Raw genomic sequence first — 17,663 nt, forward strand, 5'->3', positions numbered from 1 at the left:
CGATGGACAGTCCGCACGGCACGACCGTCACGGTTGGCCCGAGGGCACCGGGATGGCATCCGCTGCGGCGGGCACGATTCGAGGCCGAGCTCACCCGCCGGCTCATCGTCGACAACACCGGCGCCGCGTTCCTGCCCGGCACGGCGTTCACCGCAGGAGCTTGCGCTCACTACGGAGTCACTGGCTGGCCATTGGTCTGGACCATGGCAACGAGCCTCGCCCTGACTTTCTTGTACATCTACGTCTTCGACACCTCCAACCAGGCGATCGGGACGGATGAGGACCGGGTGAACAAGCCGCACCGCCCCATCCCCCTGGGCATGACCACCCCGGCCGGGCTGCTGCGCCGCTTCTGGTCAGCCGTGCCCGTCTACCTGTTGCTCGGGTGGCTGACCGGCACGCTGGCTTGGGTCGCGCTGTGGCTGGCCACCGTGATCGGTTTGCATCTGGTGGCCAAACCCCGTCACTACCTTTGGTCCAAGCCGATCGGGATGTTCGTCGGCACCATCGCCCAGCTCGCGTGCTTTTGGCAGCTCGTCGGCCCGATCGATGCGACCGGCTGGACTTGGATCCTCGTGCTCGCCGTCGGCTTCAACCTGCCGCTGCGCTACGAGGACGTCCGCGACATCGACGGTGACCGCGCACTCGGCCGCATCACCCTGCCGATGTTGATCGGACACTGGCCGGTACGTCTGTGGTTCGCCCTCGTCATGGCCGCGCTCCCCATCGTCCTGCACGTGATGCTGTTCGCGCCCAGCCCCGCCCCGACCCCCGCCGTGTTGGTGTGCGACGCCATCATCGCGGCGATGTCCTGGACCTGCACCATCGGAAGCCTGGTAGGGCGCACCAACACCACCGACCGGCGCAGCTACATGCTCTACACCTTCACCTACGCCGCATCCGTCGCCTGCGGAGCAGTGCTCCTGTGGCCGGCCTGAGCACCGCGTTGTAACCCCGGGTGATGCGGACAGTTGGCCGCGCCCCTTGACGCCTCGACAGGGCGATGGATCATCACCATCGCGGTCCTCAGCGGCGTGGTCATCACCACTGGGGCCTGCCAGACACGCGGGAGACGCCTCTCGAGGTCGCCGCGCCCGTTGCCTTCGGGAGTGGACGTGCGAGCTGACGTGTTTATTGCGCAGAAGGGGCGGCCGGTAGTCGACTCGGTGAGCAATTCGATACTAGGTCTATTGCTTGCTCCAGGCGATCCGGCACTGAAGCGGTCGACGGCGTTGTTCAGGTCGTCGGCGGGGCGTGGTCTACTGAGATGGACGATCCGGTGACGACAGCGGCGGGTGCGGGCGGCTTTCTGTCTGACCCGTACGGGCGTGTTGATCGCCGTGCAGCCGAAGGACGTGATCGGGGTCAGGTCCGCGACCAGCCTCGCGGGAGCGGGCGCGTCCAGCACACCGAGCAGGCACCCCGACCACGGCCCGTGGCTGGCCATGTCGATCTCCCTGGTGACCGACACCAGCACCACCCCGGTGCGGGGCGGGGTGAGCTCCACGTTAACGGCATCGCCGTCCTGCGTCGTCGACGGCGGACTGGCGGCGATGGTGCGGTTGTGGGTCATGCGCGGCTCCCGCGTGTTCGGCGCGAAGCTGAACAACATACGCCTCGGAGTTCGGTTCTCGACCTCTCTTTGCGTTGCCTCAGCCGAAGTTCTCTGGACGTCGTACATCGTGAAGTCCACGCGCACGCTGCCTTGTTTATCGGAGTGAGGTCTGAGCGCGGGGTTTGACCGAAGTTCGCGGTCGGCATCTCGACCAGCGCTGTGCGGTTTCTGTGGCCGTCGAATCCCGCGTCGGTAGCTGGATGGATTTACTCATCGAGTGCTCGTGATGTGCTGGTGGGGGTGTGGAGGTGCGTGGTGATCATGGTGGTGAGCAGGGTCATGCGGGACTGGTCGAATTCGGGGTCGGGGTAGAGCACAGCGGAGAGGGCTTCACCGTCGAAGTAGTGGATGACGTGCGCGACGAGCGCGCTTCTGTCCTTTTCGGACAGTCGGTTCAGTGCGCGGACTTGGCGGCTGGAGTCCAGGATGGCGGTCGCGTAGTCGTCCCAGACGGGTTTGAGCCGTTCGCGGAGGTGGGTGTCGGTGCGGGCGGTGACCAGCAGTTCGATCCAGGCAGCGTTGATCGGGTCGCGTGATGAGGTGCGCAGCAAGGGCAGGATGGCGGCCGGGTCGTCGGTGTCGGGTAGTTGCGCGATGCGCTGGGCGAAGTTGTGGACCTGGCGCCGGGCGACCTCTGCGCCCGCGGCGAGTATGAGGTCGAGCAGGGTGGCGAATCGGCCGAAGAGCGCGCCGTGGGAGACACCGGCGCGGGTGCAGATCTCTTTGGCCGAGGTGCGGGCGTAGCCCAACTCGGACAACGCCGCGATGGTGCCCTCGATCAGACGGGCGGTAGTCGCCGCGCGGCGCTCTGCCTGGGTACGCCGCTGCCTTGGTGTCACTGGTCCACCTTCCCGCTCGCCGGACGAGCACCGCGCTGGCTGTTCTGTGACCTGCGCGAACGAGTCATATCCAGGTCTCGCGATGCCAATTATAGACCGACTGGTTGAAATGTTTCTGTCGCTGGGGCATGCTACTCGCCAGTTAAAGAACCGTGATGTCGCTCACGAAAGGGGTGGCCCGTGCGCCTGTCTCAGACCGTCCGACGACGCGCCGCGCTCGTCTTGACCGCCGCGCTCACCGCGGCGAGTGCCGTCCTCACCGCCGTTCCCGCCACGGCTATCCCCTCGGCCGCCGCGTCCCAGAGCGGCTTGTCGACCGCGGCGGGCGTGGTGCCGCCGCCGAGCAAGGACCCGTTCTACGCGGTTCCGCCGGATGCCGCCCAGCACCGCCCGGGCGAGGTGATCCGCGCCCGCGAGATTGACCCGATCGCCATCGCGATCAACCTCCGGAGGCTCGTCAAGGCCTGGCAGGTGCTGTACCGCACCAACGACCACAAGGGACCGACCGCCACCGTCGCCACGATCCTGGTGCCCAAGGCCCCGTGGTCGGGAGGTGGCACCCGGCCGCTGCTGTCCTACCAGAGCGCGACCGACGCCGTCGGTATCGACTGCAACCCGTCCTACACCTGGCGCGCTGGGATCTTCAGCGGGCCACAAGCCGGTCTGGGGGATCCCGTCGCGGTGGCGCCCGCCCTGCTGAAGGGGTGGGCGGTCGTGGTGGCCGACTACGAGGGGCCCGAGGGCCTGTTGGGCAATTACCAGATGACCGCGCACGGCGTGCTGGACGGGATCCGCGCGGCCCTCAACTTCGCCCCGGCCGGGCTTGGTCACGACACCCGGGTCGGCGCCTTCGGGTACTCCGGCGGCGGCTACGCCACCGCGGCGACCGCGGAGCAACAGGCGAGCTACGCGCCCGAACTGAACTACGTCGGTACTGCGGCGGGCGGCATCCCCGCCGATCACCTCGAGGTCGGCAAATTCCTCACCGGCGTCGGGCGCTACGCGGCAGGGTTCGCCGTCGCGGCGGTCATCGGGCACCTCAAGACCGACCCGTCGTTGTTCGCGCTCGTCAACGACAAGGGCAAGGCGCTCGCGAAGAAGTACTGGAACGCCTGCGCCGCGCAATTGATCGCCGAGAACGCCTTCAGGGAGATCAAGGACTTCGTCACCGTTCCGGACCTGTGGAAAGATCCACGGATAATCAAGGCAGCACAGAAAAACAGCATCGGCAACACCGCTCCCACCAAACCGATCTACGCCTTCCACGGCATCTTCGACGAAGTCATACCGTTCGGCCAGGCCAAAGAGATGTACCAGAAGTGGTGCTCCGCAGGTGCTCCGGTGAAGGGAGAGTCGCTGTTCTTCGCCGAGCACGGACTCGGCGTCGTGGAAGGATTCCGTCCCTCCTACAACTTCCTGACCAAACTGTTCGACAACCAACCGGTCGACACCACCTGCCACCCCCACGCCTGAATCCGTTGATCGACTGTAATGTTGATCTTTGTTGATGACCGATTGGGTTGTGGGACGTGGTTTCTGGCTGCGGGGCATCGATCCCGTGCAGCCGAGCTGGATCAACGTGCCGACCGACCACACCACCTGGTAGCGAAAGCGATATCCCGGTGCCCGCCCTGTGCGCGATTCGCGCGGGGCGGGCACCGGCACCCGTTTACTCAGCGACGACAGGAGCGGTTCCGTGATGCGGCGAACCCGTACCGCCTGCCTACTGGCCACCGTGCTCTGCCTGCTGGTGACCGCGCCCGGCGGCCCCGTCGCCATGGCCGACCCCGCCGCGCGCTGGCTCCGTGAGCCGCCGCTGCCAGCACCGGTGCAGGAGGTGGCCTCGGTGACGTACAACGGATCCCTCTACGTCGCGGGCGGCTTCGGCGTCCCCGGCCGCGGCGAGCTGTTCAGCGCCAAGCACCTCCGGTTCGACCCGGCCAGCGGGCGCTGGACCGAACTGGCCCCGCTGCCCGCGCCGGCGCACCACCTGCAAGGGGTGACGGTCGGCGGGAAGATCTACTACCTGGCCGGCGAGCAGGGCCCGTTCCTGCCCCAGGGCGCGGTGTGGGAGTACGACCCGAGCACCAACGCCTTCACCGAACGCACCCCGATGCCACCAGGCCGGGAGCGCGGCGCGGCCGGGGTCGCCGAACACGACGGCCAGATCTACGTCACCGGCGGGCTGCACGACTACCTGCCAACCAGGATGCTCGACCGCTACGACCCGCGCACCGACACTTGGACCGCGCTGCCCGATATGCCGACCGCCCGCGAACACCTCGGTGCCGCTTTCGTCGGCGACACCCTCTACGCGGTCGGCGGGCGGCAGGTGCTGCCTGGGCTCGAGGTTACCGCGACCGAGGCGTTCGACGTCACGACCAACCGCTGGCGCACCGGACTCGCACCCATCCCGCACGGGCGCGGCGGACTCGCGATCACCGCACTCGGCGGGCAGGTCTACGCCATCGGCGGCGAAGTCCTCGGCGGCGTGTCCGCACACGTCGAGGCATATCAGCCGACGACGGACACCTGGCAGACCTTGCCGCCGATGCCCACACCACGCCACGGCATCCAGGCCCCCGCCATGAACGGGAAACTGTGGGTCGCGGGCGGCGGATGGCTTTCTCCCTACGGCCCCAGCGACGCCAACGAAGTCTTCGAACCGTAACGGATGTGGACATGCGGCCCAGTTCGTGGTCACTGACCGCGTGCGGCGGCCGAACTCCGGCCGCCGGTCCGTGCCTTCCGCGCCGGTTTCCGGCGCGCCTGACCAGACCGCGCGCAGCCCAGCCGCGCCCCGAGCCCGCGCCGGACCACATCGTGAAAGGCCACCAGGTCAGCGGCCAGTTCCTCCGGGCTGCGCGAGTGCCCGGTCGTGTGCCGGTGGATCCAGTCGGAAACCAGGTCGAACATGCCGCCGATCAGCCCGAGGGAGACCGCCCTACATCGTCGCCCGCCGACCCGAGACCGAACTTCGCCCAGACCGCCTCCACGAAATCCGCCGCGCGACGGCGGTTGAGCCTGCGCCGCCGCTCCACCGCCGCGGAGATCGAGCTCAGCGCCGACGCCCCGGTGGACGCCTATCTCATCCACCTCACCGAAGGCAAAGCCGCCGACGAACTCCGCGCCCAGAACCAGCCCGATCGCACCTGACCGACGACGCCGCCTGCCAGAGCGTGCCTCGGGCAGGAACGTGACCGAACTCCGAACTACCGTTGCGGGGCCCGGTCACGGGCAGAGTTCAGGTCGCGGACGTTGCTCGCGCTGGCCACCGCGGCACGAAGCCGGGTGATTTCCTCGTGCTGCGCGGCCAGCCGCGACACCGCCTGGGTGCGAAACACCGTCAGATCGGCGTTCTCCTGCTCGAGGGTGGAGAGTCGTTGCTCGAGCTGGTGGACTCGCTGTTTGAGCCGGTCGATCTGGGCGTCGCGTGGATCGGCGATGACGCCGGCCTCGCGGAGCTGATCGCGGCGGCGCTCGAACTCCTCCTTCAGGTGCAGGTAGGTGCTGTAGAGCGCGGCACGGGTGACACCGGCCTCAAGGGCCAACGTCTTCACGTCACACTTGCCAGCCTGCGGTAGCTCGCCCCGAAGCAGCCGGTCGATCGCGGCACGGATGCGCCCCTCGATCTGTTGCCGCTGTTCGTCGGTGATCCTCATGACGCTGCTTCCTCGGTCCCGCTGGCGGCGTCGATCTCGGCCACGACCCGTTCCGCGCGGGCAAGCTGAGCGTGCAGGCGTGCCCGTTCGGTTGTTTGCCGGCGGGCAAGGTTGCCGAGGAAGACCTTGGTGCTCCTCGCCGACTCTTCCCACACGGGCCGATGGCACGCGTGGTGGGTGGCCTGGGGGCAGCGGGCCGAGTCACACATACCGGCCAGCGGCCTATCAGCGGTCGGGGTTCCGGCCAGTTTCAAGCACAGCGCCTTGGCTGGGTCGGCGAACCAGCAAACATTAGCGACTCCGAGGTGCAACGTCTTCGCACGTTTCGCCAGCAGGGTCACGATTTCCCGGTCACCACGCTTGACGTTCGGCGAGGCCTGGGGCTGCGTGCGCAGTTGCTCGTCGACGGAGTCGAAGAATTCGGTGAGATCGCGGGCACCGGGACCGGCCGGGAGGATGCCCGCCCGGTAATCTTCAAATGCTTGAATTGTCAGATCGAGGTTGCGTGCCTGTTCTTCCTTGGCGATCTCGGCGAGGAAGAACGCCTGGGAGCCGCCCGGTCGTGCGGCGTATCCCTCCGTCGTGGCGACCGACACGTGCTTGAGGTGGACTTTCGCCGCGAGGAGCCCGCCGGGCCGGTGCGCCAATTCCAGCGCGAGCGACCGGCGCATCATGCGCACGGTAATCGCATCATCGGGGATCGGAGCAAGCCCGAGACGCTGCCCGTCGGTGCCGTTGACCCAGTCCCGGAACCCCCGTATCCGTTGCCCGAAGTTCAGCTTGCCCCTCCCGAACAGATGCGTCTGGGCATCCGGCTCGTCCAGCAACTGGCGCAGCAAACCGAGAGCGTGGTGGACTTCTGCGACCACGACCCACTCGTCCCACGTGCCGCCGTGCGGCTCGCCCTTGATGCGTTTGCTCTTGACCCGGTAGTGGACCAGCCCTTCGGCGACCTGCACCGGCGGCAGGCGGCAATCGACCGGCAACTCGGTGATCTCACTCATCCGCATCCCGGTGACAGCCGCAACCACGACCAGGCAGGCCGTGCGGACCCGCTCGATCAGCCACACGACCTTGGTGTGCGCGGGTATTGGCAGCGTCCACGGCACCTGCCCGGCACCGTCAGCGCGCGGTACGAGCGCCGCGTTCCGTGCGACCGGGTGCTCAACGCCGACCCGGACCGCGGCCGCGGCGAGTTCGGCCCGGATGTCGTCGGGTGGCTTGAGGCCCATGGGGTTACGGATTCCCGCTTCCAGCGCGAGCTGTTTGACGCTGACACGCAGCAGGGGATCGTGCGGATCCCATCCGTGGGCCAGCCGGCTGCCGACTTGCTCGTCGGAGGTGGCGGGCAGCGGTTCGCCTCGTGCGACATAGCGCTGCACGAGCTTGGAGATCACCGGCCAGCGTCCCTCGAGACCGGGGTAGCGGTCGAAGCGGCGTTCCCACGCCGCCTCGCGGCGCCGCTCGGACGTGCGCAGCACGAGCACCTGGGGCGCGAGGCGTTCGATGACGTAGAAGGCGGCGGCCAGCAGCGGCTGCAGCACCTCGGGCCGGACCGGCGGCGTGCTGTTCTCGGCACGGGATTTGGCCCCGGCGACTTGCTGCGCGGCGCGACCGGGCCAGGGCTCGAAGCCGGGGCGGTACCCGCCCGTGGTGAAGAGGTCGGCGTAGGCGGCGAGTTCCTTGACCGCCAGGACGGCTTGATGCCGGTAGTCCGGTGTGGTCGGTCGCGTAATCCTTCCGTGGCGGTCATGACTGTGGTGGCACCACTGCAGGAAGGCGTCACAGTGGTCCTGGCCGACCTCGGCCAGATCCGATACCCCGCGGTCGGCGAGCCAGGTAAACCAGCGGCGCACATGGAACAGCCGCTGATGGCAGGTCGACACCGTGCGCGGGGTCCGATAGGCGCGCGGCAAGACCCGGACTTGTTCGTGGCGTGGTGCCAGCAACGCGAAGATGTATTCCTTGGCGAGCAGACGCCAACTCGGGTTCGGGATTGTCGAGAAGTCCAGCTTTTGTCCGCCCGACTCCTGGTGACGGGGCATTCCAGCCACACAGGTGAAATCCCACAGGTCGTGGTCGAACCGCGGCCGCCCCTTACGCCGGTGAGGTTCGACGGTCAACCCTGCCGCCGCGCAGATATCGAGCCCCGCCAACGCCGACACACCCGGGACCAGGTCGGGCTTGCTGTGCTGGCGGTTGCTCATACGGTGGTCTCCTCGGCGCGCAGGGGCAGTTCGTCATCGGTGTCGGCAACCTGGTCGGCGGCTTGGGCGAGGGCCTCGGCCGGAAAGTGCGAGGGTGAGAGGATGTGGTCCAGCCGGGTGGCGTAGGGCCCGAAGACCGCCATGAAGTGCGCGGCCGGCATCTGCTTCCACTGGCGGGCGAAGAACGCCTTGAGCCGCAGCAGGTTGGGCAGGTGCCGGGGCGCGAACAGCGCGAGTGGGCACAGCAGGCACACCCAGGGACGGGCCGGGCACGGTTTGCCCGTCGGCCCGTGCAGGCCGGACAGCTGGTCGGCGCACGCGGCAGTGAACACGTCGCGCTCCCCAGCCAACAGTTCAGCGATGACCGCGTGGTCCAGGTGCAGCCGTTCGACAGTGTCCGGGTAGCGCTCGGCGAACCGCGCGGCCTCCTCGGCATCCAGCACCACCGGTGGCTGTGCTCGCCGGACCATGTCGTTCTGCGCGTCTTCGATGATCGCGTCTACCGCGTTCTTCTGGGCGGGCGTGGACACCTGGAGGTAGTGGTCGCCCTCCACCTGCGGGGAATGGTTGGGGTCGATGGTCGCCCGCGAACTGCCTCGCCAACCGCGGCGGTCCCGCAGCGACTCGAAGGTGGTGCGGATGCGATGGCCGTGCAGACGCAGCGGCGCACCGGCGTCGTCGAGCAGGCCCTGGCGGCGCACCCACCTGCTCCCCGGCTCGACCGGCCCGGCCGCCCACCGCAGTTGCCCGGTAGGCAGGAAGCGCACCCACAACTCCTCCCGCAGGGGTTCGGGAGCGTGCGCCCGGGTCACCGAGGAATGCTCCAGCCATTGCCGCAGCAGCCGGCTCGCCGCGACCGACAGCGTGAGGCCCTCCGCTGCGGTGCGGCCTTTCACATAGTCCAGCAGCACGGTGACATCTCCCGCCCACTCGATACCGCCGAGGCCCAATGCGCCCAGGCCGTCCGGGACGATGCCGGTGTAGGCGCCGAACAGCACCTGATACGCCTTGACCACCTCCGTCGGCGGGAACAAGTCGGCCACCGCTTCGACAATGCCGCCGGGATACAACTCCGGCGGGACCGCGTCGGGCCGGTGGCCGCAGCGGCGCTCGCGCGTCCCCAGCACCCGACCCGCGTCCGGGCCGCGATGCAACAGCAGCCACTGCACGCTGTCCGCGCTCCAGCCCGAAGTCCGGGGATCTGCCGCTCGCTCGGCCATGGCGCGAGCGTCCCGATAGCCGGCAAACGACGTCCGAATCATCGACCGGCACGTTTCGATCAACCGGGACCACTCGGTTTCGGTGTAGGGCTGCAGCGACCTCCGGTTCGATCGGAAGTTCGGGTTGTACAGTCGCCCGTCGACCAGCTCCCGAACATCCGGGCGCAGCATGTCGTGCAAGTCGTCCAGGCGCCGCAACAGGATCCGCCCCAACGACTCGGTCTGATGCCGGGCACCCATCCACAACTCGGCGACCCGCGCTCGGGTCAGATCCTCCGCACTGCCCCGAAAACCCGCCCGCCCAAGCCGCGACAGCAGGTCCCGCACCGCGGTCAGGTACGTCTCGATCGTGCGGGCGGAGTCAAGCCGACCGTGCGGATGCACCAAGTCGGCCAGAGCGACCAGCAACTGGCGAGCCAACACCACATTGGAACACGGTCCCAGGTAGGCCACCTGCGTGGTGCCGTTGCTGAACGTGCACGTGATGCCCAGGGGGTCATCGATCACCGTCGCGGGCATCAGATCCCGACCTCCTCAGCGAATTCCTCATCCGCTTCGCGTTCCGCCTCCGCTGTTACGATCAGTCCCTCGGCGTGACTGGCACGCTCGTAGGCATCCCGGTAGATCCGCGTCATGTCCAGACGCCGCAGGTACGCCTCGGTGGTCAGAACCGAGGAATGGCCAAGCAAATCACGCAACACCATCAACGGGTCTGCTTTGGACAAATACAAGGCCAGCGCCGCATCCTCGTCGGTGTCCTTGACCAGTTTCGCGACCTGTGCATAGTGGCCACGCACCAGACTTTCCAGAGTTCGCAACGAAAACGTATGGCGAAGACGGTGCGGGTGGACGTTGGGAAACCGGGGTTCATCCTGTGCGCGGATCCGGTCGCAGGTCCGAGAGAACACGGTCGGCCACGCCGTGAACGGACCGCCGTCGCGGCGCAGCGCAAGCAGCATCGCCCCGCCGTCGGGCGCCACCAGCCGACGTCGCTCGGCGGGCCGCAACACCGACCACGCCACCCGGGTGCCGTTGACCCGCCCACCGCGCGCGTCGGCTTCGGTCACCACCAACGGCTCACCCCAGGACGGCGGTGGCTGCCACACCGAGCCCGCCGCAGCCACCGCCCGCTCAAGATCCAGATAGCGGTACACCTCGGCCAGTACCTCGTAGTCGACCCACGTCGTCCGAAACTTGCGCCCCTTGGTTACCCCAGCCGGAACCGGAAACGGCACCGGCAGCCTCGGCGGCCGCGCCGGAAGCGGCGGCAACTCCCACGGCAGCAGATACGTGAACTCCTGCAGCCGCAGACCGCTCGAGAGCGCCAATTGACCAACCGCCGCATTGCGCGCGAGCTCCCGCCCCCGATAACAGGTGTCCTCCTGCCCATCCGACCTCAAACCGGACAGCGCCTTGACGAACAAGTCGGCGAAATCCCGCTCTAGGTATTTGATCGTGACGTGCTGTTTCGCCTGGCGTCGCAGGGCCTGGTTGACCCGCACCTCCCGTACGCGGTCGCCGAAGGCGGTGACCGCGTACTTGTAGGTGAACGGCTCCGCGGAGGCATACCCCTCGGCGACAGCCCACCGGTAGAAAGCACCCAAGATCGCCGTGTGCTGGTTCCACGTCGACGCTTCGAACCGAGCCCCCAGCGGCCCACACGCCCGGTGCACCGCGTAGGCGCTTAGCGCCGACTTCAACGCGTCCCGACCATCAAACAGCCGCGCGCCGTGCCCACGCAGGAAGTCCAGCCACTGCCGCACGGCCCGGGCGTAGGACACCCACGAGTTTGGGGCCGGACAACCATTCGTGGGCAACTCTCGAAGCCACCGGTTCACCGCCACCGTCGGCCGTGGACCCGCCGCGTCCTCGAACAGCAGATCGTCGTCAACGAGTACCGGCATCCGCTCCGGGATGGTCGGTCTGGCCGACACATCCCAGGACTCCCACCCTGTGCCCACAAAGAAGATCATCTCCACGAAGCGACCATAGGTTCGAGACGCGGCGGAGTGCAAAGCATAAACCGGGCCTGTCCCTAGTGGACTCGGCTAATCGAGACACGACCACAATGCACGGATAAACCAGTTCCATTCGATCAGCGGGTGCACAGGGTCGCGGGTCTGCGTCGCGTAGACGTCGTCTTTCTCCGCACGGGACCGTTCGTCGCGGTTGTACCCGATGACGTGGGTGTACTCCCTGCCCGGGAACTCGGTCAGGATGAACCGATCGAGCACAAAACCTTTGAACCGGAGCGAGCACTTGCGATCGGACAACTGCGGGGTGATCCCGTTGGCCTCGTTGTGCTGGGCCAGAGTCCAGGGTCCTTTGTGGTGCATCACCCGGGGCGTGGTGGTGTCATCGAGGATCTCGATGCCGTCACGCTCCAGCGGGCCCCGCCGGGCGAGCTGAACCAGCCGAACACCGCGGTCGCGTAGCAACGGGAGGATGAACCGCTGGGAGTCGCGCAGAGTGTCATCGAACTCGGATCCGACCACGGCGTGCAGCACCACAATGTTCGAGGGGTTCACGCCGTGCTTGTCCGGCTCGGTTAAGACCTCGGTCAGGTAGGCACTGCTCTCGCCCCCGGCGCCCCACGACACGATGTGCAGTGGTGGACGGTCGGTGTGGTCGAGATCGAACAGGGTCGGCGTGCTCACTGGGGGTCCCGCGCGGTATCGGCTCGGCGTCGGGAGGGCGCGGAGGTGATGGCCCTCGGCGACGGAGGCTGGGTGTGCTGTTGAGCGGAGGTCGAACCGGATTCGGGCGCGGCCGCCGGTGGCGGGGGTGTTAAGGGTGACTGGGTTTCCGTGCTGATGGGTTGGGGGCGGCCTTGGAAGATCCCGACGTGGTAGGCGATCGCGACGGCGTGCGCGCGGTTGCGCGCGCCGAGCTTGCGCAAGATGTTCTTGGCGTGAGTCCGGATGGTCTCGTGGGATCGGACCAGGATGGTGGCGATCTGGTGGTTGTCCCGTCCCCGTGCGATCTCTTGCAGCACGAGGAGTTCGGTCTCGCTGAGCTTGTTGCGCTTGTTCATCGTCGGCCTCCGAGAACGACGGGCACGACCGAGAGCACGCGGCACATTGGGGTGCGGGGTGGAGAAAGAGGGGTCCGGTCGGCCACCGCGGCGCGTGCGGCGGCCGACCGGACCCGAACCGGGAACCGGCGCTTCGGGGGCAGACGCGCCAGGCTCGGGGATCCCGGTTCATTCCGGTGGCCTCGGGTCGGGCGTGGACGTCCGCGGATCACCAGGCCCCAGCGCCACGGCGGTCAAGGCCCCCGGACAGCCCGGGTGCGGACGCGGTGGGTGCTGGGTCTTGACCGCCGGCGCGGGCCTGGTCGCGTGATGACGTCCACGCCCCGCCCCGACGGCCAACCCCGGGGCGCCCCTCGGATCGCCGTGAGCGCCGGGTCAGGATTGGTCCCATCCGGTGCGCGCGGCCCACGCGGCGAGTGCGTGCGCTGCCTCGTGCGGGGTGCTGTAGGTGGGTTCCTCGGCTAGGGGCAGGTCGGGACGGATCGTTCCGCCGGTGAGGTCGCGCGCGAGATAGCGCTCGGTCACGCCGCTGGTGGTGCGCCGGACGGTGCCGATCCCGACACCGCGGACCGAGATACGCCAGGTGTGGTCGAACGTGTACGGCGTCGGCGACGGTGCGATGGCCGGGTGGTGCTCGGGCCACCGGTAGGCGGCCCACCAGTTGAGGAGCGTGACGTCGAGGACGCGGTCACCGGCGTTCACGATCGCGGTGACCGTGTCGCGGGCGACGGCGGCACCGACCAGGTCGGCCAGCCTGGCGTAGGCGTCCCGGGCCGCGGTGATCCGCTCGAGGATCGGGGCGGCCTGGGCGCGCAGGGTGTCGGCGTCCAACTGCCCGATCTCGCGGTTGCGCTCCTCGTAGGCGGCACGGTCGGTCAGACCGGGGATCCGGTGGGGCGCCAGGGCGTTGATGCAGTCGTGGCAACCGTTGCACCGGTAGACGCTGGGATGGGAGACGGCGATGGAGATCCCGGTGCCGGTGTTGTCGCACCCGGGGGTGCCGCACTGGGCACCGAAGGTGTTCATGCTCATGACTGGTGGTGTCCTTCCTCAGCGGACGCGGTAGCCGGACGGCGTGGCCGTTGCGGCGCAGGCAAGAACGCAGGGCCGGTGGCAGACGCGCGGTGAATTGCCCCGGGTACTGGAGCCGGGGAGGGCTACCGCGGGTCGGCTGTGGCCCGCAGCTGCGGCGAAGACGTCGCGGGCCCTATGGCTTCGTGCGGTGGCATCTGGTGTGGACACCAAGTTCAGACCGAAGCCAGTACTTTCCCCAGCGTCGCGACGGTGTGCTGGTCGAGCTCGTCGATCGTCCCGTCGACGGTGCGGGACATGTTGCGTTCAGGCCGGGACGCGTTGCGCACGGTCGCCTCGTGGTGGGTGAAGGTGTTGATCGCCTGCACGACACCCCACGCGGTGCCGCGCCACGGGCTCACCCGGCTGTCACTGGTCCACAGCCGATGCAGCGTGGAACGTTGGTTCAACGCGGTCGTACGGGATCGGCCGTTGTCCTCCGGCACCGGGGTGTGGGCGTCCAGGAACGCCTGCCATGCCCGGTCGGTCACGGTGGTTTCGCACAGCGCCTTGACCTCCGCGGCGAAGTCGTCGGCGACGGTGTGCACCATCGCCAGGGCGTCCCGCGCGTCGACAATGCGGAACGCGCTGTTCTTGCTGTGCTTGACGGAGAACTGCTGGCCGTGCTCGCGCAGCCCGGCCGCCATCGTGTTGTCACACACGACGTTGGTCACCACCCGCTTATACGTGGTGGAGAGACTGCCGTCTTGGCTGGTGCAGGCCAGCAGATTTGGCCGGAACTCGACCCCCTCGGGCGTGGTGACGTTTTCCGGGACCTCCACGGTCACCCATGCCTGCTTGCGCTCGCGCAGCAGCCCGGCGGATCCGATCGCGAGACCACCGTCAAGGATCAGACCGACCTTGTTCAGCAGCCAATCCTGGTACTGGTGGATCTCGTACTTGTCGGTGTGGATACCCAGTACATCGCCGTTGTCCGATGCGGTGACCGCGATCCTGTCAGGCACTCGGCGGTGACCGAACTTGCCCTCCACGAACACAGGTCCCGGCTCGGCGGTCCAATCGAACAGGCGACGCCGCACATCGCGCACGGGGATCGCGCCAGGGTAATGGTTGGGCTCACTGCCCTGATCCGAGGCGCGGTAGTGCCAGGCATACCCGCGTTTGTCGGTAAACCCGATCAGCACGTTGGTGTTGAGCCACTGACTGGTCTCGCGAGACATGAACAACCGTCCTCTCCTGAACGAGGAATCCCCGGGGCAGGCGTCGAGCGCGGAGCAGAAACGCCTCCGGGTGCCCGGCGGGCGCCGGGATCGTGCGTGGACGACTGCCGGTCACCAGGCCACAGCGTCGGCGGTCCAGGCCCCCGCACTGCGAACGCGCGGGAAGTGGCGACTCGGGCCTTGACCGCCGGCGCTGGCCTGGTCGCATCAGGGGGTCCACGCCGAGCCCGACGACAGGAAGCCGCACCGCACCGGCCTGCGCTGCGAGGGCGGCCTGGCCAGCAACGCGACCACAGCGGACCGGAGTTACCAGGTTTCCCGGAGTTCACGCACGTGTCGGTCTGCTACCACAGCGTGTCCATCTCCAGCTGCGCTGGGATTCGTCGACGTGGCTGTCGGTGAGCTCCGGAGGAAGGCGACGATGGCCAGGGCGCGGGCACGGTGGGATCGCCGCGACGTTGCCGCTGCCGATCGAGTTCCTCGGCGCGCTCCCATCGCGCTTGATGCCAATCGCAGTCGTGCTCGGAGGGCCGAACACACCGCAGGCGCCCGGCAGGTACGTGACAGTGCGGGCAGGAAACCGTGGCAGGGCACGTTTCGCCCAGGGTGGGTTGTCCACAGGTTGGGCACTCCCGCGACACCAAGGGGTGACCCGCAAGATCGACCAGTACACCGCGCTCGAGCAACTCTGCGACCTCATGGACAAACCGCGGTGGCGCAACGGGCTGGACCGGGTGTGTACGGGCATCCGAAGGCATCGACATGCTGACCCTTCTCCTTCGCATTGGACCATCTGGGTGCGGACGGGACGTCGAAACGGGGGCGCGGGAACGGGGTCGCCCCCGCCCAGCAGAGGCGACCCGTCCGGCCCGTACCGATCTGGTGGCGAGGTGGTGACCTCAGTCGATGGTCACCAACGCCCGGCATTTCTTGGCGGCATGCACCCAGCCCGAGCCGATCAGCCCGTCCTGCATGTCCCAGTGCTCGAACCGGGCCAACGTGGCCCGCGAACCGACACCGCACCGGCACCACACGTGGCCGTAGACCGGATGCTCGTCGCTGGACAGCACGAAATGTGAGCCCGTGCGGAACGCGCGGACCGGCCCGCTGACATGCATGCCGTCTACTGGACCGAAGTGGCCGTAGTACGGCGGGTGTCCCGCCGCCGCATACGCGGACTGGATGGCGGCAATCCTTGCTCGCACTTCGTCGCTGGTGAGCTCGTGCTCGGACAGGAAAGGGCGCCAGTCGTGGCCGTCGTACATCTGCCAGATGCCGTCGAAGTGCCGACGCGTATGGATGTCCTCGTCCAGCTCGGCAATAACGCTCTCGCGCGCGGGCCGGGTGCGCGCGATCGTGTTGAGCACGATCACGGCACCACGCCAAGCGCCCAGGCCCCCGGGAGTCTGCTCGGCGTATTCACGAACCAGCATGGTGTGCTCCCGGCGCATGCGGACCACCTCTTCCGCAACCTCCTGCTCGGTCATCACGGCGTCGAGCAGCTGTTCAGTGCCCAGCGGCAGCGGGCGCCCGTCGAGACGGCACCGGGCGACGTAGGCGTCCATGGCGCGCCACCCGAATCGATCGAGGTCATGCGGCGCGAAGCGGGTGGCACCGCCCACCCCTTCGTTCTCCAACCATCCGATCATGCCCAGTTGGGGATGGTGGAGCTCAGCACGGAAGGCGACTCCGCGGCTGTGCTCGAAGTCGACGCAATTGCGGTAGGCGAGTGTGGTCGGGGCCTCGATACCGGTGTGTGGCCACAGAACGAGCCCATCACCCGACTGGACAGCATCGTTCGAAGCAGTATTGTTCATGGCAACACTCCTGATCTACTGAGTCAGCAGTAGCTTGGATACGAGGTGGCCGCAGGCAGAGAAGCCTGCTGGACGCACTTGAACTACACGGAATCGGCGAAACTGCTAGAGGTCAGCGCCGAGACCGGTGATCGCTGCGGCAGCGCGCGCAGCAGAGTCAAACAAACCGAGATAGTCCGGCCCCATTCGGGCGCTGCGAGCGCGCGCCATCGGCCGGTTACGCTCATCGCGAGGTAGCCCTCGTCAAGGTAGAAGCGAGAGGATGGCCCGTAGAGCCCGCAAACGACAAAATCCCAACCAGAGGGAACGTCATCGTCTTCGGATACGGAATACACCGTGCCGACATAGACGTCCGAGCGGATCACTCCGGTAGCTGTGCCGCTGCGGGACGTGAGATACAGGTCAGCGAACGTGATCTCCTCGGCGAAGAGACGAGCGATTTTTCTGCCGTTATCCATCGCCGCGGTCTTGGGGCTTGCCATGAGTCGTCGGCCTCCGCAAGGTGCTGGAGCAGCGGGATTGCTGCGCAGGGTCTTGTTGCAAGCGCGGGGGAGTTAGGTTCCGGATGCGCCGTAATAGCGGTCGTAATAGTCACGCCAGAACTGTCCGCGAGGCGAACGGCAGAAATCAGCCCACAGCGAGCGGCCCAACCAATTCAGAAGGCAGTAGGCGGGTTCGCCGGGCCAGTACTCGACCGCGAACGCGGCAAGCGAGGCCGCCCGTGCTGGCGAAAGACCGCGTTGCAGGCTGACCCTCCGTGCTTCCCGGAAGGGATGGGCCCCGGTGACTCCGGCCGGCTGGTCGGTGCGTCCATTGGCTAAGAAGTCGGTGACGGGCGTGTCGTGCAGGACCTCACGTTCGACGAGGATTGACCGGACCCGCATGAGAGCGAAACCGAGCAAGTTGTCACCACGCCACAGATTGGGATCGGTGATCCGCGGGTCGTCTGCGGATAACGCGCCCTGTCTACGTGGCCGTGTTCATTGACGCGATCCATGTCAAGGTGCGGGACGGCCA

18 protein-coding genes are annotated in these 17,663 nt (G+C 67.6%); 4 read left to right on the forward strand and 14 right to left on the reverse strand.

The window, feature by feature from the left end:
• Positions 1-2 precede the first annotated feature (2 nt).
• Complete coding sequence (locus FXO23_RS45905; RefSeq protein WP_158894576.1) at positions 3-938, forward strand: UbiA family prenyltransferase; 936 nt, start codon at positions 3-5, stop codon at positions 936-938.
• Here FXO23_RS45905 and FXO23_RS45910 read toward each other — a convergent pair.
• Both FXO23_RS45910 and FXO23_RS45915 read right to left on the reverse strand, forming a co-directional pair.
• Entirely contained in the window at positions 890-1,699 is an 810-nt protein-coding gene (locus FXO23_RS45910; RefSeq protein ID WP_158894578.1) for a hypothetical protein, read from the reverse strand. The genes FXO23_RS45905 and FXO23_RS45910 overlap by 49 nt on opposite strands.
• A gap of 122 nt (positions 1,700-1,821) precedes the next feature.
• Entirely contained in the window at positions 1,822-2,454 is a 633-nt protein-coding gene (locus FXO23_RS45915; protein ID WP_158894581.1) for a TetR family transcriptional regulator, read from the reverse strand.
• A 327-nt stretch (positions 2,455-2,781) separates the two neighbouring features.
• On the opposite strand from FXO23_RS45915, the gene FXO23_RS45920 reads away from it, so the two are divergent.
• Positions 2,782-3,927, forward strand: a complete 1,146-nt coding sequence (locus FXO23_RS45920; protein WP_158894584.1) for a lipase family protein — start codon at positions 2,782-2,784, stop codon at positions 3,925-3,927.
• Positions 3,928-4,153: 226 nt separating this feature from the next.
• Positions 4,154-5,125 (forward strand): Kelch repeat-containing protein, encoded by a 972-nt coding sequence (locus FXO23_RS45925; RefSeq protein ID WP_158894587.1) that lies wholly within the window; start codon positions 4,154-4,156, stop codon positions 5,123-5,125.
• A 29-nt stretch (positions 5,126-5,154) separates the two neighbouring features.
• Here the strand turns inward: FXO23_RS45925 and FXO23_RS45930 are convergent, their stop codons facing one another.
• On the reverse strand, positions 5,155-5,370 hold the full coding sequence (locus FXO23_RS45930; RefSeq protein ID WP_158894590.1) for a hypothetical protein: 216 nt from the start codon (positions 5,368-5,370) through the stop codon (positions 5,155-5,157).
• 102 nt (positions 5,371-5,472) lie between these two features.
• Here FXO23_RS45930 and FXO23_RS45935 point away from each other — a divergent pair, with 102 nt between their 5' ends.
• Positions 5,473-5,610 carry a hypothetical protein gene (locus FXO23_RS45935; protein WP_158894593.1) on the forward strand — a complete coding sequence of 46 codons (138 nt, stop codon included), beginning with the start codon at positions 5,473-5,475 and terminating at the stop codon, positions 5,608-5,610.
• A gap of 56 nt (positions 5,611-5,666) precedes the next feature.
• Here the strand turns inward: FXO23_RS45935 and FXO23_RS45940 are convergent, their stop codons facing one another.
• The 11 genes from FXO23_RS45940 to FXO23_RS51310 all read right to left on the reverse strand — a co-directional run bounded on the left by FXO23_RS45940 (position 5,667) and on the right by FXO23_RS51310 (position 17,548).
• On the reverse strand, positions 5,667-6,116 hold the full coding sequence (locus FXO23_RS45940) for a hypothetical protein (protein ID WP_158894596.1): 450 nt from the start codon (positions 6,114-6,116) through the stop codon (positions 5,667-5,669).
• Entirely contained in the window at positions 6,113-8,323 is a 2,211-nt protein-coding gene (locus tag FXO23_RS45945; RefSeq protein WP_158894598.1) for a site-specific integrase, read from the reverse strand. Before FXO23_RS45945 ends, FXO23_RS45940 begins: the two co-directional genes overlap by 4 nt.
• The gene (locus FXO23_RS45950) at positions 8,320-10,062 is read right to left on the reverse strand and encodes a hypothetical protein (RefSeq protein ID WP_158894600.1); all 1,743 of its coding nucleotides are present in this window, start codon (positions 10,060-10,062) and stop codon (positions 8,320-8,322) included. The genes FXO23_RS45945 and FXO23_RS45950 overlap by 4 nt, the downstream gene beginning before the upstream one ends.
• Entirely contained in the window at positions 10,062-11,516 is a 1,455-nt protein-coding gene (locus FXO23_RS45955; protein ID WP_246258481.1) for a site-specific integrase, read from the reverse strand. The genes FXO23_RS45950 and FXO23_RS45955 overlap by 1 nt, the downstream gene beginning before the upstream one ends.
• A gap of 75 nt (positions 11,517-11,591) precedes the next feature.
• Positions 11,592-12,200 (reverse strand): hypothetical protein, encoded by a 609-nt coding sequence (locus tag FXO23_RS45960; RefSeq protein WP_158894603.1) that lies wholly within the window; start codon positions 12,198-12,200, stop codon positions 11,592-11,594.
• On the reverse strand, positions 12,197-12,577 hold the full coding sequence (locus FXO23_RS51305) for a response regulator transcription factor (RefSeq protein WP_218952366.1): 381 nt from the start codon (positions 12,575-12,577) through the stop codon (positions 12,197-12,199). The genes FXO23_RS45960 and FXO23_RS51305 overlap by 4 nt, the downstream gene beginning before the upstream one ends.
• Positions 12,578-12,952: 375 nt before the next feature.
• Positions 12,953-13,609, reverse strand: coding sequence for a hypothetical protein (locus tag FXO23_RS45970; RefSeq protein WP_158894606.1), 657 nt, complete (start codon positions 13,607-13,609; stop codon positions 12,953-12,955).
• A gap of 215 nt (positions 13,610-13,824) precedes the next feature.
• On the reverse strand, positions 13,825-14,829 hold the full coding sequence (locus FXO23_RS45975) for a DUF932 domain-containing protein (RefSeq protein ID WP_158894610.1): 1,005 nt from the start codon (positions 14,827-14,829) through the stop codon (positions 13,825-13,827).
• Between the two features lie 899 nt (positions 14,830-15,728).
• Positions 15,729-16,646: a hypothetical protein gene (locus tag FXO23_RS45980; protein ID WP_158894613.1), complete on the reverse strand. Its 918-nt coding sequence runs from the start codon at positions 16,644-16,646 to the stop codon at positions 15,729-15,731.
• 83 nt (positions 16,647-16,729) lie between these two features.
• Complete coding sequence (locus FXO23_RS45985) at positions 16,730-17,128, reverse strand: nucleotidyl transferase family protein (protein WP_158894615.1); 399 nt, start codon at positions 17,126-17,128, stop codon at positions 16,730-16,732.
• 72 nt (positions 17,129-17,200) lie between these two features.
• Positions 17,201-17,548 (reverse strand): hypothetical protein, encoded by a 348-nt coding sequence (locus FXO23_RS51310; protein WP_218952367.1) that lies wholly within the window; start codon positions 17,546-17,548, stop codon positions 17,201-17,203.
• Positions 17,549-17,663: the final 115 nt, after the last annotated feature.

It is taken from the genome of Amycolatopsis anabasis, assembly GCF_009765355.1.
GTDB lineage: Bacteria > Actinomycetota > Actinomycetes > Mycobacteriales > Pseudonocardiaceae > Amycolatopsis > Amycolatopsis anabasis.

What these genes read in the sequence shown, in the direction of transcription:
- FXO23_RS45905 (WP_158894576.1), top strand. Translation starts at nt 3, where the DNA reads ATGGACAGTCCGCACGGCACGACCGTCACGGTTGGCCCGAGGGCACCG.
- FXO23_RS45925 (WP_158894587.1), top strand. Translation starts at nt 4,154, where the DNA reads ATGCGGCGAACCCGTACCGCCTGCCTACTGGCCACCGTGCTCTGCCTG.
- FXO23_RS45930 (WP_158894590.1), bottom strand. Translation starts at nt 5,370, where the DNA reads ATGTTCGACCTGGTTTCCGACTGGATCCACCGGCACACGACCGGGCAC.
- FXO23_RS45940 (WP_158894596.1), bottom strand. Translation starts at nt 6,116, where the DNA reads ATGAGGATCACCGACGAACAGCGGCAACAGATCGAGGGGCGCATCCGT.
- FXO23_RS45945 (WP_158894598.1), bottom strand. Translation starts at nt 8,323, where the DNA reads ATGAGCAACCGCCAGCACAGCAAGCCCGACCTGGTCCCGGGTGTGTCG.
- FXO23_RS45950 (WP_158894600.1), bottom strand. Translation starts at nt 10,062, where the DNA reads ATGCCCGCGACGGTGATCGATGACCCCCTGGGCATCACGTGCACGTTC.
- FXO23_RS45955 (WP_246258481.1), bottom strand. Translation starts at nt 11,516, where the DNA reads ATGATCTTCTTTGTGGGCACAGGGTGGGAGTCCTGGGATGTGTCGGCC.
- FXO23_RS51305 (WP_218952366.1), bottom strand. Translation starts at nt 12,577, where the DNA reads ATGAACAAGCGCAACAAGCTCAGCGAGACCGAACTCCTCGTGCTGCAA.
- FXO23_RS45970 (WP_158894606.1), bottom strand. Translation starts at nt 13,609, where the DNA reads ATGAGCATGAACACCTTCGGTGCCCAGTGCGGCACCCCCGGGTGCGAC.
- FXO23_RS45975 (WP_158894610.1), bottom strand. Translation starts at nt 14,829, where the DNA reads ATGTCTCGCGAGACCAGTCAGTGGCTCAACACCAACGTGCTGATCGGG.
- FXO23_RS45980 (WP_158894613.1), bottom strand. Translation starts at nt 16,646, where the DNA reads ATGAACAATACTGCTTCGAACGATGCTGTCCAGTCGGGTGATGGGCTC.
- FXO23_RS45985 (WP_158894615.1), bottom strand. Translation starts at nt 17,128, where the DNA reads ATGGCAAGCCCCAAGACCGCGGCGATGGATAACGGCAGAAAAATCGCT.